Source organism: Rhodoferax sp. RT4P68 (assembly GCF_056521305.1).
In genome coordinates this window covers 321,427-342,580 of the sequence record NZ_JBWMBB010000001.1, presented here as the reverse complement: position 1 = coordinate 342,580, position 21,154 = coordinate 321,427, and the positions used below count along the sequence as shown (strand labels likewise).

Genomic DNA, 21,154 nt, shown 5'->3' with positions numbered 1-21,154 from the left:
GCGCTGCGCTTCAGGCGGCCAGGTGCTTGCCCAGGATGCCGGCCAGCTCGAACATCGTGGCACTGGGCTTGCCGAACACGGCCAGCAGCTTGGCATCGGCCTTGATGCTGCGCTTGTCGGCCGGGTCCTGCAGGCCCTGGACCTTGATGTAGTCCCAGATCTTCTTGGTGGCCTCGGTGCGCAGCACGTTCTCGGGGCCGATCACGGCGGCCAGGGCCGCGCTGGGCTTCAGGCCGCTGCCGGCTGCGGCCTTGCGGGGCGCGGCCTTCTTGGCGGCTGCAGGCTTGGCGGCGGCGGTCTTGCTGGCGACCTTGGCCGCCACCTTCTTCGCCGGCGCCTTGCCAGCCGGCACGCCGGCCGCCGTCTTGCGCGGCGGGAACTTGGAGGCGCGCGGCTCGAACTCGAAAGTCACCTTGCCCTCCTCCGCATTCCAGGCCAGGAAGGCCTTGAACGAGCGCCGCGTGCGCATGCTGACGAACTTGTCCAACAGGTCGGTCTTGCCGGTGGCCAACAGCTTTTCGACCTGGGCCCGCTCCACGGGCTGCTGCAGGATGATCTTGCCGGTCTTGAAGTCGCAGTCGGGCACGGTCTGCGCCAGCGTGGGCACGGACTTCGCGCAGACGTAGTTGGCGCCATGCTCGAACACCGCCGCGCCGCACTTGGGGCATTTGCCCAGCGACGCCTGGCCGGCGAAGTCGACGATCTCACCGGTCTCGCCGGCATCCTTGTCGTCGCCGAAGTCGAACTCCAGCTTCCAGTTGCTGTCCTCGTCGCTGAACTTCAGGATGATCTCGGACGTGAACGGCCAGCCGGCCTTGGAGCGAAAGCCCTCGATCGGGCCGATGTGCTTGTCGCGCACCAGGCCCTCGGCCTCGGTGATCTCGAAGGTGCGGCCGGCTGGCGACTTGGTGAACGAGAAGCCGCAGGCCTCCGCGCCGGCCTTGCCCACGCAGGCGTAGCGACGGTAGTTCTCCTTGACCACGCCGCCGCAATTCGGGCACGGCGCCGCCAGCGTCGCATAGTCGCCGGGCACGGTGTCGCGGTCGTATTCCTTGGCCTTCTTGACGATGTGCTCCGTCATCGCCGCGATCTCGCGCATGAAGTTGTCGCGGCTGAGCAGGCCCTTTTCCATCTGCGCGAGCTTGTATTCCCAATCGCCCGTCAGCTCGGCGCGCGACAGCTCTTCCACGCCCAGGCCGCGCAGCAGCGTCATGAGCTGGAACGCCTTGGCCGTGGGGATCAGTTCGCGGCCTTCGCGCAGCATGTACTTCTCGTTGAGCAAGCCTTCGATGATGGCTGCGCGCGTGGCGGGCGTGCCCAGGCCCTTGTCCTGCATGGCCTCGCGCAGTTCGTCGTCGTCGATGGTCTTGCCCGCGCCTTCCATGGCACCCAGCAGCGTTGCTTCGCTGTAGCGCGCAGGCGGCCGGGTCTTCAGCGCCTTGACGTCGGCGGACTCGACGCGTACCTGCTCGCCCGGCTTCACGGGCACGAGGTTCTTGCCGTCTTTCTCGTCCTCTTCGGTCACGGCTTCCTTGCCGTAGATCGCCATCCAGCCCGGCTTGACCAGCACCTTGCCGTCGGAGCGGAAGGCGTATTTCTTGGCCTCGTGCTCGACGGTGCTGATGCGCGTCGTGACCTGGAATTCGGCGCTAGGGAAGAACACCGCGAGGAAGCGCCGCACCACAAAGTCGTAGAGCTTCTGCTCGGCGTCCGACAGGCCGCTGGGGGCCTGCAGTGTGGGGATGATGGCGAAGTGGTCCGACACCTTGGCGTTGTCGAACACGCGCTTGGTGGGCTTCACATAGTTGCCGTCGATGGCTTGCTGGGCGAATGGCGCCAAGTGCTTCATGCCGCTTCCCGCCAGCATCTTCATCGTGTCCTTGACGACCGGCAGGTAGTCCTCGGGCAGCGCGCGCGAATCGGTACGCGGGTAGGTCAGCGCCTTGTGGCGCTCATACAGACTCTGCGCCAGCGCCAGCGTGGTCTTGGCCGAGAAGCCGAAGCGGCCGTTGGCCTCGCGCTGCAGCGAAGTCAGGTCGAACAGTAGGCCGCTGGCCTGGGTCGTGGGCTTGCTTTCTTCGGTGACAGTGGCGCGCTTTCCGCGTGCGGCCTCGGCAATCACCTGCGCGTCGCGCGCGTTCCACACGCGGTCGGCACGTTGCTCGGCGTCGGGCTCGCCATTGGCCAGCACTGGCGCGCCGGCCTTCTTCCACGCCGGGTCGAAATACTTGCCGGGATATTGGCCAGCCTCGGCCTGGAAGATGCCGTGGATTTCCCAGTAGTCGCGGCTCACGAACTTGCGGATCTGCTCCTCGCGCTCGACCACCACCGACAGCGTGGGCGTCTGCACCCGGCCGACCGTCGTGAGGAAGAAGCCGCCGTCGCGCGAGTTGAAGGCCGTCATGGCCCGCGTGCCGTTGATGCCGACCAGCCAGTCGGCCTCGGAACGCGAACGCGCCGCATCAGCCAGGCCCTGCATCTGCGCCTCGCTGCGCAGCTTGCCGAAACCGTCGCGGATGGCCTGCGGCGTCATCGACTGCAGCCACAGGCGCTTGACCGGTTTGTTCAGCGGCTTGGCGCCACCGGCGTACTGCTCGATCAGGCGAAAGATCAGCTCGCCCTCGCGCCCCGCATCACATGCGTTCACGAGTGCGGTGACGTCCTTGCGCTTGGCCTGCTTGACGACCGCGTTCAGCCGCGACTTGGTCTTGTCCACGGGTTTGAGGTCGAAGTACGGCGGGATGACGGGCAGGTGCGCAAAGCTCCACTTGCCGCGCTTGACGTCGAACTCCTCGGGCGCCTGGATCTCCACCAGGTGGCCGACCGCGCTGGTCACCACGTACTGGTCGTTCTCGAAATGGTCTTCGTGCTTTTCGAACTTGCTGGCGCCAGGCGTCAGCGCGCGCACGATGTCTTGCGCAACCGAAGGCTTCTCGGCAATCACCAAGGTCTTGGTCATAGTTGTTTCGCGGTTCCTTCAAGGTCTGGCGCGTGCGGGTCACAGGCCAGCGCCGAAAAATTTTGCCGAATGTAATGCACGGTGCCCATGCGATTGCACGGCCCGGGCACTGGTGCGTCCGTGGCATCGCGCCTCCTACAATTCGCAGCGATCTCGCGTGCGCCTGCGCGCACATGCTTTTTTTAAACTAACAGAGTTTCGCCTTGGCTTCAAAAATCGCCCGACAGCCCAGCCGGCCTGAACGCCGCATCCAGACCCGCCGATCGGGTGTGCACGGCAAGGGCGTGTTCGCCGTGCAGGACATCGCCGAGGGCGAGACCATCATCGAGTACGTGGGCGAGATCGTCACCTGGCAGGAAGCGCAGGATCGCCATCCGCACGACCCGAGCGACCCCAACCACACCTTCTATTTCCACGTCGATGCCGACCGCGTCATCGACGCCAAGTTCGGCGGCAATTCCTCGCGCTGGATCAACCACGCGTGCGAGCCTAACTGCATCGCCGATGAACAGGACGGGCGCGTCTTCATCAAGGCGCTGCGCGACATCCGCGCCGGCGAAGAGCTGAACTACGACTACGGCCTGATCATTGAAGAGCGCTACACCAAGAAGCTCAAGGCCGAGTACCCCTGCTGGTGCGGCGCCAAGAGCTGCCGGGGCACTTTGCTGGCACCGAAGCGAGGGCACCGGCGGTGAGCGCAGCGCCGGGCCGCCCCAAGCAAGCGCGCTCCCCCTCGGGGGGCAGCGAACCTCGCGCAGCGGGGAGCGTGGGGGCCACATGACTATCCGCTGGCCGGCCGAGGACATCTGGGAAGCCGTGGCCCCGCTGCTTCCCGGCTTCACGGTGGAGGTGCTGCCCGAGATCGATTCGACCAACAGCGAGCTGATGCGCCGCATCCGTGCGGGGCGCGGCGAACCCACCCTGCTGGTGGCCGAACGCCAGAGCGCCGGGCGTGGCCGCATGGGCAAGCCCTGGCAGGGCGAGGCCGGCGCATCGCTGAGCTTTACGCTGGCGCTGCCGCTGGCGCCACAGGATTGGGCTGGCCTGTCGCTGGCGGTCGGTCTGGCCGTGGCACGCAGCCTGCACCCGGATTTGCGGCTGAAATGGCCCAACGACGTGTGGCTGGCCGATCGCAAACTGGGTGGCATCCTGATCGAGACCACGGCGGTGGAGGGCGTGCGCCACGCAGTGATCGGCATCGGCCTGAACATCCAGCCGCGCGACGGTGCCGGCCTGGCCACGGCGCCGGCATGGCTGAGCGAGCTGCGGCCACACTGGGATGCAGGCGATGCACTGCGCGCGATCGCCGCGCCGCTGGTGCGCACGGTGCAGGCGTTCGAGCGCGAGGGCTTCGCGCCGCTGCGCGCCGGCTTCGAGGCGCTGGACCTGCTCAAGGGCCGTGCGCTGCGCCTGTCCGACGGCACCATGGGCCTGGGCGAAGGCGTGGACGACGACGGCGCCCTGCTGCTGCGCACCGATACCGGGCTGCAGCGCGTGACCAGCGCCGAGGTCAGCGTGCGGCCGGTCGCAGGCTGACGAGACGATGCTGCTGCGCTCCACGGTCATTGCGCTGTTGGCGGCCAACGCCCTGTACTACGGCTGGTCGCATGGCCTGTTGGCGCCGATCGGCCTGGCACCGGCGCCGGCGCGCGAGCCGCAACGGATTTCGCAGCAGATCCGGCCCGAGACGCTGCAGGTGATGCAGGCCGGCGTGCCGGACGCATCGGCAGCGCTGGCCGCTTCGGCACCGCTGGCGGGCGGCAGCGCGCCGGGCACGGCGGCGTCCAGCCCCACCAGCCCGCTCGCCTGCCTGCAGGCCGGACCGTTCGACGCGGTACAGGCCGAGGCGCTGCGCCAGGCGCTGACGGCGGCCGCGCTGCCGGCGGGTGCCTGGTCGCTGGAGGGTGGCGGCAAGCCCAATCGCTGGATCGTCTACATGGGCCGCTATGCCGACGCCGAGGCGCTGGACAAGAAGCGCACCGAATTGCGCGCGCTGCGTGTGGAAACCGCGCCCATCGGGCAGGCGGCGCTGTCACCCGGCTTGTCGCTGGGCGTGTTCAGCACGGTCGCGGGCGCCCAGGAACATCTGGCCCAACTGTCGCGCCGCGGCGTGCGCACCGCCCGTGTGGTGCCGGAGAACCCCGACGCGCCAGACGCCACGCTGCGCCTGCCGGCCGCCGACGAGGCGCTCGCGGCCCGCGTGCGGGCACTGGCGCCCCGCCCCCTGACCCCCTGTTGAACAAGGACGCATGTCATGAGCACTTTGCAGCTGTACTTCGGCCCTGGCGCCTGTTCCTTCGTGCCGCACACCTTGCTGGAGGCCAGCGGCGCGGCCTTCGAACCGCAGCTCGTGAAGCTGCACAAGCGCGAGAACGACGACGCCCCTTTCCGCAGCCTGAACCCGCGCGGCCAGGTGCCGGTGCTGGTGCACGGCGAGGAGGTGATCACGCAGATCGTGGCCATCGTGACCTACCTGGATGCGCTGTTCCCCGAGCAGCACTTTCTGCCGCAGGCGCCACTGGCCCGCGCCCGCGCCATGGAGCTGCTGGCGTGGATGAACAACACCGTGCACCCCACATTCACGCATGTGTTCATGCCGCACAAGTACAGCGATGACGCTGATGTGCAGGCCAAGCTCAAAAGCTTCAACGCGGGCCAGTACCGCCAGCTGCTGGAGGAGCTGCAAACGCTGGTGCAGCGCTCGGGCGCGGCGACCGGCGGCTGGCTGGCAGGTGCGCACTTCGGCCCGCTGGACGCCTACGCGCTGACGCTGACGCGCTGGGGCACGATCGCCGGCATCGACCCGCAAGGGCTGCCGTTGCTGTGGTCCTACGTGCAGCGCGTGGCGGCCCACCCGCCCGTGGCCCGCGCGATGGAACGCGAGCGCCTGCAGCTCAACCTGTTCAAGCCCGCAGGCGGCTGATGGGGCGTCGCGCGCTCACCGGCGTTACTTCGGCTTCGCCTGCGGCGCGCGCTTGCTCGGGCAGGCCCGGCGCGGCGCTCGCTGGCGTCCCTTTTCCTGCGGCTTCGACGCGAGCGCCTTCGGGCGGCCGCGCGGCGCTCATGCACGCGCGGTGAACTGCACGCTCACGCGCGTGCCGGGCGGCGTCTGGTCCGGATGGGTGTCGTGCAGCGTCACCGTGGCCTGGTGCTGGGTTGCGATCTCCCGCACGATGGACAGGCCCAGGCCGGAGCCATCGGCATCGGTGCCCAGCGCGCGGTAGAACGGCTGGAACACCAGATCCCGCTCGGTCGCGGGGATGCCGGGGCCGGAGTCTTCCACCTGCAACAGCGGGCCGCCTGCGCCAGCCCGCACGCGGGCCGTGATGACGCCCGGGTGGCCGGGGCGCGAGGGCGTGTAGTTGATGGCGTTGTCCACCAGGTTGCGTACCAGCTCTTTGAGCAGGGTGGCGTTGCCCTCCAGCAGCATGCCCGGCGTGCCGGGCGCGGCACCTTCGTAGCCCAGGTCCAGGCGCCGCTCCAGCGCGCGCGGCAGGGCTTCCTGCACCACGTCGACCACCAGCCGCGCCAGGTCGCAGGGCTGGCGCGTGATAGGAACGCCGCCGTTCTCGGCGCGTGCCATTGCCAGCAGCTGGTTCACCGTGTGCGTGGCGCGCATGCTGGAGCGGCGGATCTGCTGCAGCGACTGCTTGAGCTCGTCGGTGCCGGCGCCCTCACGCTGCGCCAGGTCGGCCTGCATGCGCAGCCCGGCAAGCGGTGTCTTGAGCTGGTGTGCGGCGTCGGCCAGAAAGCGCTTTTGCGTGGCGATGGAATCCTTCAGCCGCGTCAGCAAGTCGTTGACGGACGAGACCAGCGGCGCCACCTCCAGCGGCACGGCGCGCTCGTCCAGCGGCGACAGGTCGTCGGGTTTGCGCGCGCGGATGCGCTCCTCCAGCTCATTCAGAGGCCTGATGCCGCGCACTAGCGCCAGCCACACCAGCAGCACGGCCAGCGGCAGGATGACGAACTGCGGCAGCATCACGCCTTTGATGATCTCGGCGGCCAGCACCGAGCGCTTCTCGCGGGTCTCTGCGACCTGCACCAGCGCGGGCGCCGAGCCCGGCGGCTCCAGCGCCACCCAGGCGTAGGCCACGCGCACCTCCAGCCCGCGCAACTCGTCGTCGCGCAGCCGCACCTCGCCCGGAAAGGCCTGGTCCATGTCGCGCGGCAAGGGCAGGTCGCGGTCACCGCCCAAAAGTTCGCCTCGAGCGCCCAGCACCTGGTAGACGACTTCGTCGGAGTCGTCGGCGCGCAGGATCTCGCGCGCCGGTTGCGGCAGGTTGAACTGCGCACGGCCCGGCTGCGGCGCCGCCACCAGCTGGGCGAGCGCGCGCACGTTGTATTCCAGCGCGCGGTCGAACGGGTTGCCGGCGATGCCCTGGGCCACCAGCCAGGTCAGCGCCAGGCTGACGGGCCACAGCAGCAGCAGCGGCGTCAGCATCCAGTCCAGGATCTCGCCGAACAGCGACCGCTGCTCGCGCTGGAAGATCTTCACGTCGCTATTTTTTCCAGGCAGTAGCCCAGGCCGCGCACCGTGGCGATGCGGATTGGGCCTTTCTCGATCTTCTTGCGCAGGCGGTGGATGTAGACCTCGATCGCATTGGTCGAGACCTCCTCGCCCCACTCACACAGGCGCTCGACCAGCTGGTCCTTGCTGACCAGGCGGCCGGCGCGTTGGAGCAGGACTTCCAGCAAGCCCAGCTCACGTGCCGACAGCTCGACCATCTTGCCGTCGATGGTGGCCACGCGTCCGGCCTGGTCGTATTCCAGCGGGCCGTGGCGGATGGCACTGCTGGTGCCGCCCATGCCGCGCCGGGTCAAGGCACGCACGCGGGCCTCCAGTTCCTGCAGCGAGAAGGGCTTGGCCATGTAGTCGTCGGCGCCGTAATCCAGGCCCTTGACACGCTCATCGATGCTGTCGGCCGCCGTGAGGATCAGCACCGGCAGGCTGGAGCCGCGGCCGCGCAAGGCCTTGAGCACCTCCAGGCCATGCATCTTGGGCAGGCCCAGGTCCAGGATCAGCAGGTCGAACTGGCTGCTGGTGCGCAGCGCGGCATCGGCCTCGGTGCCGCTGGCCACGTGGTCCACCGCCGCGCCGGAACTACGCAGTGCGCGCAGCAGCCCGTCTGCCAGCACCTGGTCGTCTTCGGCAATCAGGATGCGCATATCGGGTCTCCATCGGGTTGGCGGGGCCGGCGGATTCTAGGAGGCATAGGCTTCCAGCCCCAGCGCGACCACCGTGGCCACCTCGGCGCCCACGGCGTCGCGAAACTCCCGCTCAGCCTGCGCGATGGCGCTGCGAAAGGCCTGCTGCCACGCGTGGCCGCTCGCGGTGAAGACCACGCGCCGGGCGCGCGCATCCAGCGGGTCGGGCTCCCGTGTCACCAGTCCCCAGGCTTCGCACTGGTCCAGCAGGTCGCCCATGGCCTGCTTGCTGATGCCGGCACGCGCCGCCAGCTCGCTGGGGCGGGTGCCGCCGCTGTCCAGATGACGCGTGATGTGCACGTGGGCGGCGCTGACCTGGGCCCGCGCCGCCAGGTTGGACAAGGCCAGCGGCACCTGTTCGTCATGCGCCATCAGTTCCAGCACGCGAGCGTCGAAGCGGCGCAGCGCATCGCCCATCAGTCGGCCCAGATGGGTTGTGCGCCAAGCTTCTGCAGAGACCGATTCCATGGCTTCAAATAGTAAGACAAACTGACTAAAAAACGGGGTTTTGTTTTTCAATGCTGCCGTAAACTACTGTTCAAGCATCCAGACAAGGCCTTCTGCAGGCACCGGATGCATTCTTCAAGCCATTGATTTCAAGGAGTTTTCTCATGGATGCACCCGTCAAGACCACCGCCGCCCAAGCCGAGAAGGCCAAGGCCCTGCAAGCCGCACTGGCCCAGATCGAAAAGCAGTTCGGCAAGGGCACGATCATGCGGCTGGGCGAGGGTGAGGTGATCGAGGACATCCAGGTCGTCTCCACCGGCTCGCTCGGTTTGGACATCGCGCTGGGCGTCGGCGGCCTGCCGCGTGGCCGCGTGGTCGAGATCTACGGCCCGGAATCGTCGGGCAAGACCACGCTGACGCTGCAGGTCATCGCCGAGATGCAGAAGCAGGCCGGCACCTGCGCGTTCGTCGACGCCGAGCACGCGCTGGACATCCAGTACGCGCAAAAGCTGGGCGTTAACCTGCAGGAGTTGCTGATCAGCCAGCCCGACACCGGCGAGCAGGCACTGGAAATCGTCGATTCGCTGGTGCGCTCGGGCGCGGTCGATCTGATCGTGGTCGACTCGGTCGCCGCGCTGACGCCCAAGGCCGAGTTGGAAGGCGAAATGGGCGATTCGCTGCCCGGCCTGCAGGCCCGGCTGATGAGCCAGGCGCTGCGCAAGCTGACGGCCACGATCAAGAAGACCAACTGCATGGTCATCTTCATCAACCAGATCCGCATGAAGATCGGCGTGATGTTCGGCAGCCCCGAGACCACGACCGGCGGCAACGCGCTGAAGTTCTACGCCTCGGTGCGGCTGGACATCCGGCGCACCGGCACCATCAAGAAGGGCGACGACGCGATCGGCAACGAGACCAAGGTCAAGGTGGTCAAGAACAAGGTGGCGCCTCCGTTCAAGACGGCCGAGTTCGACATCCTGTTCGGTGAGGGCATTTCGCGCGAGGGCGAGATCATCGACATGGGCGTGGAGGCGCGTATCGTCGACAAGTCTGGCGCCTGGTATGCCTACAACGGCGAGAAGATCGGCCAGGGCCGCGACAACGCGCGTGAGTTCCTGCGCGAGAACCGTGACCTGGCGCGCGAGATCGAGAACAAGGTGCGCGAGAGCCTGGGCATCGCGCTGCTGCCGGCCGACGTGGTCGCCGCTGCGGCCTGAGTGTCGCCCGGCCGCCCGAGGACGCCCAGCCACCGCCGTGCGCAGCACCAAGGGACCGCCGTGAGCCCCGCGCCGGGTCGCCTCACCCAAGCGCGCACCACAGTGCGCACTGCGAAGGTCCAGCTGTGAGCCCCGGCGCGGCGCGGCCCACGCTGTCGCTCAAGGGGCGCGCGTTGCGCTACCTGAGCCAGCGCGAGCACTCGCGCAGCGAGCTCGAGCGCAAGCTCGCCCGGTTCGAGGAAGAAGCAGGCGCCATTGCCCGGGCGCTCGATGATTTGCAGGCCAAAGGCTTCATCAGCGAGGCGCGGGTCGTGGAGTCCGTCATCCACCAGCGTGCACCACGCATGGGCGCGCTGCGACTGCGTCAGGAGCTGCAGCACAAGGGCATCGCACCCGAGGCCATTGCGCAGGCGTTGGCAGGCCTGCAAAACACTGAGCTCGAGCGCGCCCGCGCGTTGTGGCAGCGCCGGTTCGACACGCAGCCAGCCGACGCCAAGGAGCGGGCCCGGCAGATGCGTTTTCTGCTGGCCCGCGGTTTCAGCGGCTCGGTGGTAGCGCGGGTGCTGCGGGCTGGCCGCGACGACGAGTGACGCCTTCGGGCCGGGTTGGGCCGACCGGTCACGGGTGCCGCCAGGGGCTCAGAGCCCGAGCATCAACTTCAGGTTTTGCACTGCGGCGCCGCTGGCGCCTTTGCCCAGGTTGTCCAGACGGGAGATGACGACTGCATGGCGCGCGTCCTCGTTTGAGAACACGCGGATCTCCAACTCGTTGGTGTCGTTCAACGCCAGCGCATCCAGCTTGCCGCTGTCCGTGGGGGGCAGGACCCGCACGAATTGCTCGGGCGTGTTGCTCTTGTCGTAGTGCGCGGCCAGCGCGGCCTGCAGATCGGCCGCGCGCTGCTTGCCCGGCAGGTCGTCCAGATGCAGCGGCAATTGCACCAGCATGCCCTGGCGGAAGTTGCCGACTGAGGGGATGAACACCGGGCGCCGCGTGAGGCCGGTGTAGTGCATGATTTCGGGGATGTGCTTGTGCTTGAGGCCCAGCGCGTAGGTCTCGAACAGCGGCGCCTCGTTCCTCTCGTAGGCCTCGATCATGGTGCGGCCACCGCCGGAATACCCACTGACCGAGGGCAGCGCGATGGCGAAATCGGCCGGCAACAGCCCAGCATCGACCAGCGGCCGCACCATGGCAATGGCGCCGGTGGCATAGCAGCCCGGGTTGGCGACACGGTCTGCCTTGGCGACAGCAGCCGCATGGCCGGCGACCAGCTCGGGAAAGCCGAACACCCAGGCCGGGTGCACGCGGTGGGCCGTGGAGGCATCGATGATCTTGGGCTTCTTGCCCGGCAACTGGTCGATCAGCGCGACCGATTCGATCGCCGCATCGTCATGCAGGCACAGGACCACCAGATCGACGGTGCCCATCAATTCACGTTTGGCGTTCACATCCTTGCGCAGTTCGGGCGCGATGCTGACGAGTTCGATCTGCGGCATGCCCTGCAGACGTTCGCGGATCTGTAGACCGGTGGTGCCGGCTTCGCCGTCGATGAAAACCTTGGCCATGGTGCAATTGTTTCGCTAGAGTGACGTAGTGTGTTGACAAGCTGCCAGCACGCAATTGGTGCAGCGCACCATGATACAGTCCGCGACTGTCCGCCGCCCGGTTGTCAAGCCACCGTCGCTCTTGGACAACACACAGCAGAGCACCTCCCGCCTCTTCCCCGTTCCCAACCTTCTTCCGAGAGATTTACTCATGAAGATTCACGAGTACCAAGGCAAGGAAATTCTTGCCAAGTTCGGCGTACCGGTGCCCCGCGGCATTCCGGCATACACGGTGCAGGAGGCGGTCGAGGCCGCCCAAAAACTCGGCGGCCCGGTGTGGGTGGTCAAGGCGCAAATTCACGCAGGCGGCCGCGGCAAGGGCGGCGGTGTCAAGGTGGCCAAGAGCGTCGAAGACGTCAAGCGCATCGCCGGCGAAATCCTGGGCATGCAGCTCAAGACGCACCAAACCGGCCCCGAAGGCCAGAAGGTCCGCCGCCTCTATATCGAAGACGGCGCCGACATCCACAAGGAATACTACGTCTCGGCCGTGACCGACCGCGCCACGCAGAAGATCGCGTTCATCGCATCCAGCGAAGGTGGCATGGACATCGAGGAAGTGGCCCACTCCTCGCCCGAGAAGATCATCACGGTGTTCGCCGACCCCAAGGAAGGCCTGACCGACGCGCAAGCCAAGCAGATCGCCGACGGCATCGGCATGCCGGCCGATTCGACCGCGCAGACCGTCGACATCCTGAAGAAGCTCTACACCTGCTACATGGAGACGGACGCCTCGCTGGTCGAGATCAATCCGCTGAACCGTGACAGCAAGGGCAAGGTCATGGCGCTGGACGCCAAATTCAACTTCGACAGCAACGCGCTGTTCCGCCACCCCGAGATCGTCGCCCTGCGCGACCTGGACGAGGAAGACGCGGCCGAAGTGGAAGCCAGCAAGTTCGACCTGGCCTACATCAGCCTGGACGGCAACATCGGCTGCCTGGTCAACGGCGCGGGCCTGGCCATGGCGACCATGGACACCATCAAGCTGTTCGGCGGCGAGCCGGCCAACTTTCTGGACGTAGGCGGTGGCGCGACTCCCGAGAAGGTCACCGAAGCCTTCAAGATCATGCTGAAGAACAAGAACGTGAAGGCCATCCTGGTCAACATCTTCGGCGGCATCATGAAGTGCGACACCATCGCCACCGGCGTGATCGCGGCCTGCAAGGCCGTGAACCTGCAGGTGCCGTTGGTGGTGCGCATGAAGGGCACGAACGAAGTGGAGGGCAAGAAGTTGCTGGCCGATTCGGGCCTGCCCATCATCAGCGCCGACACCATGGCCGATGCGGCCCAAAAAGTCGTGGCCTCGGTCAAGTAAGGAGCCCTCATGTCCATCTATATCAACAAAGACACCAAGGTCATCACGCAAGGCATCACCGGCAAGACCGGTCAGTTCCACACGGAAAAGTGCCAGGAATACGCGAACGGCGAGAACGCCTTCGTGGCAGGCGTGAACCCGAAGAAGGCCGGCGAGTCGATTTTCAACATCCCGATCTTTGCCTCGGTGAAGGAAGCCGCCGCACAGACCGGCGCCACCGTGTCTGTGATCTACGTGCCGCCTCCGGGCGCTGCCGCTGCGATCTGGGAAGCCGTCGAGGCCGACCTCGATATGGCGATCTGCATCACGGAAGGCATTCCGGTGCGCGACATGCTGGAAGTGCGCAACAAGATGAAGGCCAAGGAAGCGGCCGGCGGCAAAAAGACGCTGCTGCTGGGCCCCAACTGCCCGGGCCTGATCACGCCCGACGAGATCAAGATCGGCATCATGCCCGGCCACATCCACCGCAAAGGCCGCATCGGCGTGGTCAGCCGCTCCGGCACGCTGACCTATGAAGCCGTGGCGCAGTTGACCGAAATCGGCCTGGGCCAGTCCAGCGCGGTCGGCATCGGCGGCGACCCGATCAACGGCCTGAAGCACATCGACGTGATGCAGGCATTCAACGACGACCCTGATACGGACGCCGTGATCATGATCGGCGAGATCGGCGGGCCCGACGAGGCGGACGCCGCCCGCTGGTGCAAGGCCAACATGAAGAAGCCGGTGGTCGGTTTCATCGCCGGCGTGACGGCGCCACCGGGCAAGCGCATGGGGCATGCCGGTGCGTTGATCTCCGGCGGTGCCGACACGGCGGACGCCAAGCTGGCCATCATGGAAGAGTGCGGCTTCACGGTGACGCGCAATTTCTCCGAGCTGGCCAAGCTGCTCAAGAGCAAGATCTGACGGCGCGACAGCCGCACGCAACAAAGCGCCCCTCTCGGGCGCTTTTTTTGTTTCGGGGGTACGCCCGCTGCGCCGTATAACGCCAAGGGCCGCACGCCCCGCCATGAACCCCGGCAGGTGATTGGCGCGAAATTTATTCGCTCACAGCTGAAAGATTCGCGTAGAAGCGTAACAGAATGTCGGCTTTACATCGCCGCACTGCGCGCCGCCTCCTGGGCTGACAGGCATGGTGCCAACATAGGCCAGATGGCGCGCGGTGCACATAAGACTGACAAGAAGGCGAAAAGACGGCCATGCAAACCAGAGCACTCGGCAGGCGCAGCGCTGCGTTGGCTGCAGCACTGCGGCCAAGTCGGCTCGGCGCCCGTCTATGATGCGCCGCCTGCGGCGTGTTCGTGGACTGCTGCCTGGCAGCTTGCAACCCAAAGTGGCGGTCGGCGAGCCCTCCGACATGGCCGCCAATCTCCCGCCACGCCACGCTGAAGACATCGACTCCGCGCACCTCATGGAATACGCGTTCTGCTCGCACACCCACACGGGACTGCGGCGAGCCAACAACGAAGACGCCGTCTACTTCGACGAGGCACGCGGCATCGGCATCTTGGCCGATGGCATGGGGGGCTACAACGCGGGGGAAGTCGCAAGCGGCATGGCGACCAGCGTCACCCAAACCGAGCTGCAACGCTGGCTGGATCCGGACGGTGCTCCGGCAACTTCCCGGGACACCGTTCGCGCCGTCGACGCCGCCGTACGGGCCGCCAATCTGGCCGTGCTGAATGCCTCTCAGGCCCACACCGAGTACGCCGGCATGGGGACGACCATCGTGGTGGCGGTGTTCCAGGACGACCGGGTCTGCGTCGCGCATATCGGCGATTCACGTTGCTATCGCCTGCGCCAAGGCCAGCTCGCGCAGATCACCAAAGACCATTCACTGCTGCAGGAGCAGCTCGATGCCGGACTGATCAGCCCCGAGCAAGCGGCCTTTTCGACCCATCGCAACCTGGTGACGCGTGCGCTGGGCATCGACGACGGCGTGGAGACGGAGATCAACGAATTCGCGGTCGTTGCGGAGGATCTGTATCTGCTGTGCTCCGACGGTCTGTCCGACATGGTGGACGATAGCGTCATCGCCGAGGCCATGTCGGCGCCAGGTTCGCTCGCGCACAAGGCAAGCCGCCTCATCGATGCGGCCAACGACCACGGAGGCCGCGATAACATCACCGTGCTGTTGGTGCATGCAATCGCGGGTGCCCGCAAGAAGGGCTTCATGGACAAGCTCTTGCGCACCCAGGCATAGACGGGAACGAAACTGGACACGCATGAACAGACTCAGGAGCAGAGCATGCCGAAGCTGATCGTCTCGATCGACGGTGTCGTCATCAAGGAGGTCCAGCTCACCAAGGAGCGCACGACGCTGGGACGCCGGCCCTACAACGACGTGGTCATCGACAACCTGGCCGTCAGCGGTGAGCATGCCGTGGTGCTGCTGTCGGGCACCGAGGTCCAGCTGGAAGACCTCAACAGCACCAACGGCACCTACGTCAACGCCAAGGCCATCCGCAAGCAGGTGCTGCGGCACAACGACATGCTGGAGATCGGCAAGTACAAGATCAAATTCCTGCACGACGCGCAGGAGAGCGGCTTGTCGCAACGAGCGGCGCTCGCACCGCGGATGGAACCGCCCACACCTCAACGTCGGGCGTTCGACGCCATCAACCCGACTGCAGTCGAGACGGCGCCGTCTGCTCAGGCCTCGATTCGCGTGATGTCGGGTTCGGCGGCGGGCCGAGAGGTCACGTTGGTCAAGGTCACGACCACGATCGGCAAGCCCGGCATCGCCGTGGCGGCGATCACGCGCAAGCCTGAGGGCTATGTCGTGGTCCATGTCGAGGGGTCCAACCCGCCGCTGCTGAACGGTGCAGCCGTCGGTGCCGCGCCGATGGGCTTGAAGAATGGCGACGTGCTCCAGCTTGCTGGCACGCAAATGCAATTTGTCTGCGCCGGTTGAGTTCGTGGCCAGACCAGGGCTTGACGATGTGAGCGCTGCCACGCCGACCCGGCAGCGCGTCAAACGGGGTGGACGAGACCCTGCAAACCGCTACAGAATCGGCGCCGGGCATGTAGCCTACGGTGCCACGGCACAGCGCGCTCAGTGCCGTCTCCTCCACTTCCTAGGATGCGAATGAAGTTGCGCGTGTTGGGGTGTTCCGGCGCCATCGCGAAAGACTGCCGCACCACGTCGTTCCTGGTGGATTCGGACGTGCTGATCGACGCGGGAACCGGCGTCGGTGATCTCTCTCTGGACGAGATGCGCGAGATCGACCACGTTTTTCTCACCCACTCCCACCTCGACCACATTGCCGCTCTGCCGCTGATGGTCGATGCGATCGCCTCCCAGCGCACCGGCCCGATCCAGATCCACGCTCTGCCTGGCACCATCGCGGCGTTGCGCACCCACATCTTCAACAACGTGATCTGGCCAGACTTCAGCCGGATCCCGTCGGAGTCCTCTCCGTTCGTCCATTTCCATGAGATCGAAGTCGGCCAGAGCGTTCAAATCGGCCACAAGATGATCGAGGCCCTGCCGGCCGTGCACACGGTCCCGGCGTGCGGCTATGCGGTGTCCGCTGGCGGCCCGCACTGGGTGTTCACGGGTGACACGGAGCGCAATCCAGCGCTGTGGCAGCGGCTGGAACACATGGACGTGGCGATGCTGGTCATCGAGACTGCATTCAGCAACCGCGAACAGGACCTGGCCCGCCGCAGCCTGCACCTGTCACCGATGGCCCTGGCCGACGAACTCAACAACCTGACCCCGGGTCGACAGTTGCCCATCTACATCACCCACACGAAGCCATCGGAAACGGTGCTGATCATGGCCGAGATCGAGCAATTCGACCGCACCGATGCCGCGTCGGCACATGCCCGCCACGACATCCGCTGGCTGGAAGCCGGCCAGGAATTCGATATCTGAGAAGCCCGGCTTCAAGGCGTCGGCGGCGCCACCGTGAAATTGATCGACGCCAGGTACCAGAGGATCAAGGTGGGAATCACCACCGGCAGCGACATGGCGAGGAACAGTACGACCGCCAGCGCGAAGGCGGACACGTCCTGCCACCACTGGCGCAACAGCACCAGCAAGTCGACGTTCCAGAAATGCTCCTTGTCTTTCACCGGATCTCCCCGTTCTGGGCCGAACGCTGGGCTTCAGTGTAGTCTTGCAACTCAAAAATAGCCCTTTGCATACGCGAGGAAGCGGTCGAGGCGGGGTCGTATCTGATAACCTGCCACCCGTCCATCGACACCATTAAAGAAGGGAGATCTCCATGGCAAACACCACGTCCGTTGAATCACAAGAACAACTGGTCAGCGACATCAAGTCTGTGATCTCCGACGCTGAGGAAATGCTCAGCGCGACCGCCGACCAGGCGGGCGAAAAGGTCACCAACTTGCGCGCCCGCATCCAGGTTCGATTGCACGACGCCAAGCTGCGCTTGGTCGATGCAGAGGAGGCACTGCTGGCCAAGACCAAGGCTGCGGCCCGCGCCACTGATGACTACGTCCACGAATCCCCCTGGACCGCCATCAGCGTCGCCGCAGCCGCCGGACTGGTGCTCGGTCTGGCGCTCAGCCGCCGTTGATGCCCGTGTGCGTCCCTGAGGGCGCCCGCAGGACAGCACCGTGGCCCAAGTAGAAGGCGGCGGACCGGTCGGCGCGCTGCGCCGCATCCTCGCAACCGGTCTGTTGGCGGCGCAGACGCGCCTGCAACTGATCGGTAACGAAATTCTGATCGAGAAGCACCGCGCCCTCACGGCGTTGGTGCGTACCGCTCTTGCCGCGTTCTGCCTGTGCGCGGCCTTGGCCCTGTCCACGGTCTTGCTGCTGGTGCTGCTGTGGGACCAACGCATTGCGGTGCTGGCTGTGCTGATCGTCGTGTTCCTCGGCGTCGCGCTCTGGCTCGGACGTTCGGTCCAGCGGTCGTATGCCGAGCAAGACCACCCGTTCGCTGCCAGCGTGTCCGAGCTGCAGGACGATCTACGTCAGTTGAAGTCTGCCGCTCAGCGTGCCCGACATGGCGACGAAAAGCCTCGCTGACCTGCAACGCGAGCGCGGTCGACTGGTCGAACGCATCGCCACCCAGCGCGCAACGCTGGCGATGCAGTTCGTACCCGTTGCCCATGCGCTGCAGTGGGGTGAGCGCGTCGTGCAGACATTCGAAAGTGCCAAGCGCTTCGTGCGCGAGCACCCGCTTGCCATGGGCAGTTTGGCGCTGGTGTTTGTGTTGCGCCGCCCGCGCAAGCTCGGCAGGTGGCTCCGTCGTGGCCTGCTTCTGTGGCGCAGCTGGCGGGGCCTGCGCACGGTGGCCGCATCCGTGCAGCGCCACCTGGACAAGATGGGCTGACCAGCCTGCTGCTTCACGCCTGCAGGTAGCGTTGCAGGTAACGGCCGGTATGGCTGCGAGGATCGGTGGCGATGTCCTCGGGCGTGCCGGCCGTCACAACCGTGCCCCCACCGTCGCCCCCCTCGGGACCCATATCGATCAACCAGTCGGCCGTCTTGATCACATCCAGGTTGTGTTCGATGACCACGATGGTGTTGCCGGCGTCGCGCAGCTGGTGCAGCACCTTGAGCAGCAGATCGATGTCGGCGAAATGCAGGCCGGTGGTGGGCTCATCCAGGATGTACAAGGTGCGGCCGGTGTCGCGCTTGGACAGCTCCAATGCCAGCTTGACGCGTTGCGCCTCGCCGCCGGACAGCGTGGTCGCGGCCTGCCCCAGCTTGACATACGACAGCCCCACATCCAACAGCGTGCGCAGCTTGCGGGCGATGTTCGGCACGGCCTGCAGAAAGTCGTGTGCGGCCTCGACCGTCAGGTCCAGGATCTGCGCGATGTTGCGGCCCTTGTACAACACCTCCAACGTCTCTCGGTTGTAGCGCCGGCCATGGCAGACGTCGCACGGCACGTAGACGTCCGGCAGGAAATGCATCTCGACCTTCACCACGCCATCGCCCTGGCAGGCCTCGCAACGCCCGCCCGCCACGTTGAAGCTGAAGCGACCCGGGCCGTAGCCGCGTTCGCGCGCCATCGGCACTTCGGCCATCAACTCGCGGATCGGCGTGAACAGCCCGGTGTAAGTGGCCGGGTTGCTGCGGGGTGTGCGGCCGATCGGCGACTGGTCGACGTTGATGACCTTGTCGAAATACTCCAGCCCGAGGATCTCGTCGTGCGGCGCCGGCTCCTCGTGCGCGCGGTACAGATGCCGCGCTGCGGCCGCATACAGCGTGTCGTTGACCAGCGTGGACTTGCCCGAGCCCGACACGCCGGTCACGCAGGTCAAGAGGCCCACCGGCACGTCGACGTCCACGCCCTTCAGGTTGTGGCCGCGCGCGCCGCGCACGCTGAGCATCTGCAGCGTCGCGCCGGCTGGCGCCTTGCCGGTCTGCAGCGTGACCGGCAGCCAAGGTGTGCGCCGCGCTGGCACGGCAATGCGCAGTGCGTGGGACAGATAGCGCCCGGTCAGCGAACGCGGGTTGGCCTTGACTTCGTCGTAGTTGCCCTGCGCCACGACCTGGCCGCCGTGCACACCGGCGCCCGGCCCCATGTCGATGATGTGGTCGGCCGCGTGCATCATGTCTTCGTCGTGCTCGACCACCAGCACGCTGTTGCCGATATCGCGCAGGTGTTTCAGGGTGTCGATCAGCCGGTCGTTGTCACGCTGGTGCAGCCCGATGCTGGGTTCGTCCAGCACGTACATCACGCCGGTCAGCCCCGAGCCGATCTGCGATGCCAGGCGGATGCGTTGCGATTCGCCGCCCGACAAGGTCTCGGCGCTGCGGTCCAGGCTCAGGTAGTTCAGGCCCACGTCGTTCAGGAACTTCAGCCGCAGGCCGATCTCGCGCACCACCTTGGCGGCGATTTCCGCCTTGGCGCCGTGCATGGTCAGCGATTCGAAATAGGCCTGGGCCTCTCGCAACGTGGTGCGGCTGATCTCGTAGATCGCGCGGATCTGCGCGCCCTCGCCGATCTTGACGTGGCGTGCCTCGCGCCGCAACCGCGTACCGTGGCAATCCGGGCACGCCTGGGTACTGCGGTAGCGGGCCAGGTCTTCGCGCACGACGGCGGAATCGGTCTCGTGGTAGCGCCGCTGCATGTTCGGGATCACGCCCTCGAACGGGTGCTTCTTGCTGACCTTGCGGCCCTGCGACTGGCCCGATTCCATCACGTAGCTGAACTTGATCTCCTCCTCGCCCGAGCCGTGCAACACCGCCTGCTGCACGGCGGCCGGCAGTTCCTCGAACGCGGTCTCCACGTCGAAGCTGTAGTGGCGGCCCAGGCTTTCGAGCATCGCGAAGTAGTAGCCGTTGCGCCGGTCCCAGCCCTTGATGGCGCCGCTGGCCAGGCTCAGCGTGGGGAAGGCGACCACACGCGTCACATCGAACACCTCCTGCGCGCCCAGCCCGTCGCAGCTGGTGCAGGCGCCCACCGGCGAGTTGAACGAGAACAGCCGGGGCTCCAGTTCGCTGATCGAATAGCCGCACACCGGGCAGGAGAACTTGGCATTGAACCAATGCTCGCGCGCCACGCCCGGCGTGCCGTCTGCTTCCGCAGGCGCATCCATCTCCAGCGCGATGGCGCGCCCGCCGGCCAGCCGCAGCGCAGCCTCGAAACTCTCCGCCAGGCGCTGGCGCAGGCCGCCGGCGCCTTCGTCGCCCTGGCGCACCTTGACGCGATCGATCACCACGTCGATGTCGTGCTTCTCGGTCTTCTTCAGCTTGGGCAGATTGTCGAATTCAAACGCCTGCCCATCGACGCGAAAGCGCACGTAGCCCTGCGCCTGCAGGTCGGCAAACACGTCGGTGAACTCGCCCTTGCGTTCGCGTGCGATCGGCGCCACCACCATCAGCCGGGTGCCGTCGGGCAGGGCCAGCACATGGTCGACCATTTGCGCCACCGTCTGCGCCGACAGCGGCAAATCGTGGTCCGGGCAATAGGGCGTACCGGCACGCGCGAACAGCAGGCGCAGGTAGTCGTGGATCTCCGTCACCGTGCCGACGGTGGAGCGCGGGTTGTGGCTCGTGGCCTTCTGCTCGATGGAAATCGCGGGCGACAGGCCCTCGATCATGTCCACGTCGGGCTTGTCCATCAGCTGCAGGAACTGACGGGCATAGGTCGAGAGGCTTTCCACATAGCGCCGCTGCCCCTCGGCATACAAAGTGTCGAATGCCAGCGAGGATTTGCCGGACCCCGACAAGCCGGTGATCACGACCAGCCGGTTGCGCGGTATGTCGAGATCGATGTTCTTGAGGTTGTGCGTGCGCGCGCCACGGATGCTGATGCGCTGCTGCTGCAGCGCCGCGGCGAGATAGGGGCCGTCGTCGTCCGTGGAGTTGTTCAAGTTGCGCGCCCGGGAAAACCCGACATGATAATCCGCACAGCGCCCTTGCGCTGCTCGCCCATTTGGCGTCCGGGCATGGGCATCTGGCCGGTCTGCGGTGCGCCAGGGCGCCC

21 protein-coding genes are annotated in these 21,154 nt (G+C 66.4%); 14 read left to right on the top strand and 7 right to left on the bottom strand.

Translation table 11 applies throughout. The annotated features are described in order from the left end of the window. Nucleotides 1–10 precede the first annotated feature (10 nt). A complete protein-coding gene (locus AC099J_RS01560) occupies nt 11–2,959 on the bottom strand; it encodes a DNA topoisomerase III (RefSeq protein ID WP_479613438.1) in 2,949 nt (982 codons plus the stop codon). Nucleotides 2,960–3,162: 203 nt separating this feature from the next. On the opposite strand from AC099J_RS01560, the gene AC099J_RS01555 reads away from it, so the two are divergent. The 4 genes from AC099J_RS01555 (at nt 3,163) to AC099J_RS01540 (ending at nt 5,882) form a co-directional block, all read left to right on the top strand. Continuing rightward, nucleotides 3,163–3,654 (top strand): SET domain-containing protein, encoded by a 492-nt coding sequence (locus AC099J_RS01555; protein ID WP_479613437.1) that lies wholly within the window; start codon nt 3,163–3,165, stop codon nt 3,652–3,654. A gap of 82 nt (nt 3,655–3,736) precedes the next feature. Next, entirely contained in the window at nt 3,737–4,495 is a 759-nt protein-coding gene (locus AC099J_RS01550) for a biotin--[acetyl-CoA-carboxylase] ligase (protein ID WP_479613436.1), read from the top strand. A 7-nt stretch (nt 4,496–4,502) separates the two neighbouring features. Beyond that, a complete protein-coding gene (locus AC099J_RS01545; RefSeq protein ID WP_479613435.1) occupies nt 4,503–5,198 on the top strand; it encodes an SPOR domain-containing protein in 696 nt (231 codons plus the stop codon). 15 nt (nt 5,199–5,213) lie between these two features. Continuing rightward, on the top strand, nt 5,214–5,882 hold the full coding sequence (locus AC099J_RS01540; protein ID WP_479613434.1) for a glutathione S-transferase family protein: 669 nt from the start codon (nt 5,214–5,216) through the stop codon (nt 5,880–5,882). A gap of 138 nt (nt 5,883–6,020) precedes the next feature. Here AC099J_RS01540 and AC099J_RS01535 read toward each other — a convergent pair whose 3' ends face one another. Genes AC099J_RS01535 through AC099J_RS01525 form a run of 3 tightly spaced genes read right to left on the bottom strand, consistent with a single transcriptional unit; the run spans nt 6,021 to nt 8,632 of the window. Continuing rightward, on the bottom strand, nt 6,021–7,454 hold the full coding sequence (locus tag AC099J_RS01535) for a sensor histidine kinase (RefSeq protein ID WP_479613433.1): 1,434 nt from the start codon (nt 7,452–7,454) through the stop codon (nt 6,021–6,023). Then, on the bottom strand, nt 7,451–8,125 hold the full coding sequence (locus tag AC099J_RS01530) for a response regulator (protein ID WP_479613432.1): 675 nt from the start codon (nt 8,123–8,125) through the stop codon (nt 7,451–7,453). The genes AC099J_RS01535 and AC099J_RS01530 overlap by 4 nt, the downstream gene beginning before the upstream one ends. A gap of 36 nt (nt 8,126–8,161) precedes the next feature. Further along, on the bottom strand, nt 8,162–8,632 hold the full coding sequence (locus AC099J_RS01525; RefSeq protein ID WP_479613431.1) for a MarR family winged helix-turn-helix transcriptional regulator: 471 nt from the start codon (nt 8,630–8,632) through the stop codon (nt 8,162–8,164). A 143-nt stretch (nt 8,633–8,775) separates the two neighbouring features. Between AC099J_RS01525 and recA the strand changes: the two genes are divergently transcribed. Beyond that, a complete protein-coding gene (gene recA, locus AC099J_RS01520; RefSeq protein ID WP_479613430.1) occupies nt 8,776–9,828 on the top strand; it encodes a recombinase RecA in 1,053 nt (350 codons plus the stop codon). Between the two features lie 125 nt (nt 9,829–9,953). Next, nucleotides 9,954–10,418: a recombination regulator RecX gene (recX, locus tag AC099J_RS01515; RefSeq protein WP_479613429.1), complete on the top strand. Its 465-nt coding sequence runs from the start codon at nt 9,954–9,956 to the stop codon at nt 10,416–10,418. 48 nt (nt 10,419–10,466) lie between these two features. Here the strand turns inward: recX and argC are convergent, their stop codons facing one another. Then, nucleotides 10,467–11,390: an N-acetyl-gamma-glutamyl-phosphate reductase gene (gene argC / locus AC099J_RS01510; protein ID WP_479613428.1), complete on the bottom strand. Its 924-nt coding sequence runs from the start codon at nt 11,388–11,390 to the stop codon at nt 10,467–10,469. 190 nt (nt 11,391–11,580) lie between these two features. Here argC and sucC point away from each other — a divergent pair, with 190 nt between their 5' ends. The 5 genes from sucC (at nt 11,581) to AC099J_RS01485 (ending at nt 16,618) form a co-directional block, all read left to right on the top strand. Next, nucleotides 11,581–12,741: an ADP-forming succinate--CoA ligase subunit beta gene (gene sucC, locus AC099J_RS01505; RefSeq protein WP_479613427.1), complete on the top strand. Its 1,161-nt coding sequence runs from the start codon at nt 11,581–11,583 to the stop codon at nt 12,739–12,741. A 9-nt stretch (nt 12,742–12,750) separates the two neighbouring features. After that, complete coding sequence (sucD, locus tag AC099J_RS01500) at nt 12,751–13,644, top strand: succinate--CoA ligase subunit alpha (protein WP_479613426.1); 894 nt, start codon at nt 12,751–12,753, stop codon at nt 13,642–13,644. A 370-nt stretch (nt 13,645–14,014) separates the two neighbouring features. After that, the gene (locus AC099J_RS01495) at nt 14,015–14,941 is read left to right on the top strand and encodes a Stp1/IreP family PP2C-type Ser/Thr phosphatase (RefSeq protein WP_479613425.1); all 927 of its coding nucleotides are present in this window, start codon (nt 14,015–14,017) and stop codon (nt 14,939–14,941) included. 45 nt (nt 14,942–14,986) lie between these two features. After that, a complete protein-coding gene (locus AC099J_RS01490; RefSeq protein ID WP_479613424.1) occupies nt 14,987–15,652 on the top strand; it encodes an FHA domain-containing protein in 666 nt (221 codons plus the stop codon). Nucleotides 15,653–15,826: 174 nt separating this feature from the next. Further along, the gene (locus tag AC099J_RS01485) at nt 15,827–16,618 is read left to right on the top strand and encodes a 3',5'-cyclic-nucleotide phosphodiesterase (RefSeq protein WP_479613423.1); all 792 of its coding nucleotides are present in this window, start codon (nt 15,827–15,829) and stop codon (nt 16,616–16,618) included. 11 nt (nt 16,619–16,629) lie between these two features. On the opposite strand, the gene AC099J_RS01480 is transcribed toward AC099J_RS01485, so the two are convergent. After that, the gene (locus tag AC099J_RS01480; RefSeq protein WP_479613422.1) at nt 16,630–16,818 is read right to left on the bottom strand and encodes a hypothetical protein; all 189 of its coding nucleotides are present in this window, start codon (nt 16,816–16,818) and stop codon (nt 16,630–16,632) included. A 152-nt stretch (nt 16,819–16,970) separates the two neighbouring features. Here AC099J_RS01480 and AC099J_RS01475 point away from each other — a divergent pair, with 152 nt between their 5' ends. The 3 genes from AC099J_RS01475 to AC099J_RS01465 are packed head-to-tail and all read left to right on the top strand — an operon-like array spanning nt 16,971 to nt 18,046. Continuing rightward, nucleotides 16,971–17,285: an ElaB/YgaM/YqjD family protein gene (locus AC099J_RS01475; RefSeq protein WP_479613421.1), complete on the top strand. Its 315-nt coding sequence runs from the start codon at nt 16,971–16,973 to the stop codon at nt 17,283–17,285. Nucleotides 17,286–17,325: 40 nt separating this feature from the next. Beyond that, the gene (locus AC099J_RS01470) at nt 17,326–17,739 is read left to right on the top strand and encodes a phage holin family protein (RefSeq protein ID WP_479613420.1); all 414 of its coding nucleotides are present in this window, start codon (nt 17,326–17,328) and stop codon (nt 17,737–17,739) included. Continuing rightward, nucleotides 17,717–18,046, top strand: a complete 330-nt coding sequence (locus AC099J_RS01465) for a YqjK-like family protein (RefSeq protein ID WP_479613419.1) — start codon at nt 17,717–17,719, stop codon at nt 18,044–18,046. Before AC099J_RS01470 ends, AC099J_RS01465 begins: the two co-directional genes overlap by 23 nt. A 13-nt stretch (nt 18,047–18,059) precedes the next feature. Here AC099J_RS01465 and uvrA read toward each other — a convergent pair whose 3' ends face one another. Continuing rightward, nucleotides 18,060–21,041, bottom strand: coding sequence for an excinuclease ABC subunit UvrA (gene uvrA / locus AC099J_RS01460; protein ID WP_479613418.1), 2,982 nt, complete (start codon nt 21,039–21,041; stop codon nt 18,060–18,062). Between the last annotated feature and the right edge of the window lie 113 nt (nt 21,042–21,154).

Bases quoted from the DNA above. Each gene is read 5' to 3' on its own strand.
- AC099J_RS01545 (WP_479613435.1), top strand. From the start codon at position 4,503: ATGCTGCTGCGCTCCACGGTCATTGCGCTGTTGGCGGCCAACGCCCTG.
- AC099J_RS01465 (WP_479613419.1), top strand. From the start codon at position 17,717: ATGGCGACGAAAAGCCTCGCTGACCTGCAACGCGAGCGCGGTCGACTG.
- AC099J_RS01550 (WP_479613436.1), top strand. From the start codon at position 3,737: ATGACTATCCGCTGGCCGGCCGAGGACATCTGGGAAGCCGTGGCCCCG.
- argC (WP_479613428.1), bottom strand. From the start codon at position 11,390: ATGGCCAAGGTTTTCATCGACGGCGAAGCCGGCACCACCGGTCTACAG.
- sucD (WP_479613426.1), top strand. From the start codon at position 12,751: ATGTCCATCTATATCAACAAAGACACCAAGGTCATCACGCAAGGCATC.
- recA (WP_479613430.1), top strand. From the start codon at position 8,776: ATGGATGCACCCGTCAAGACCACCGCCGCCCAAGCCGAGAAGGCCAAG.
- AC099J_RS01490 (WP_479613424.1), top strand. From the start codon at position 14,987: ATGCCGAAGCTGATCGTCTCGATCGACGGTGTCGTCATCAAGGAGGTC.
- AC099J_RS01560 (WP_479613438.1), bottom strand. From the start codon at position 2,959: ATGACCAAGACCTTGGTGATTGCCGAGAAGCCTTCGGTTGCGCAAGAC.
- AC099J_RS01525 (WP_479613431.1), bottom strand. From the start codon at position 8,632: ATGGAATCGGTCTCTGCAGAAGCTTGGCGCACAACCCATCTGGGCCGA.
- AC099J_RS01485 (WP_479613423.1), top strand. From the start codon at position 15,827: ATGAAGTTGCGCGTGTTGGGGTGTTCCGGCGCCATCGCGAAAGACTGC.
- AC099J_RS01530 (WP_479613432.1), bottom strand. From the start codon at position 8,125: ATGCGCATCCTGATTGCCGAAGACGACCAGGTGCTGGCAGACGGGCTG.
- AC099J_RS01475 (WP_479613421.1), top strand. From the start codon at position 16,971: ATGGCAAACACCACGTCCGTTGAATCACAAGAACAACTGGTCAGCGAC.
- AC099J_RS01495 (WP_479613425.1), top strand. From the start codon at position 14,015: ATGATGCGCCGCCTGCGGCGTGTTCGTGGACTGCTGCCTGGCAGCTTG.
- AC099J_RS01540 (WP_479613434.1), top strand. From the start codon at position 5,214: ATGAGCACTTTGCAGCTGTACTTCGGCCCTGGCGCCTGTTCCTTCGTG.
- sucC (WP_479613427.1), top strand. From the start codon at position 11,581: ATGAAGATTCACGAGTACCAAGGCAAGGAAATTCTTGCCAAGTTCGGC.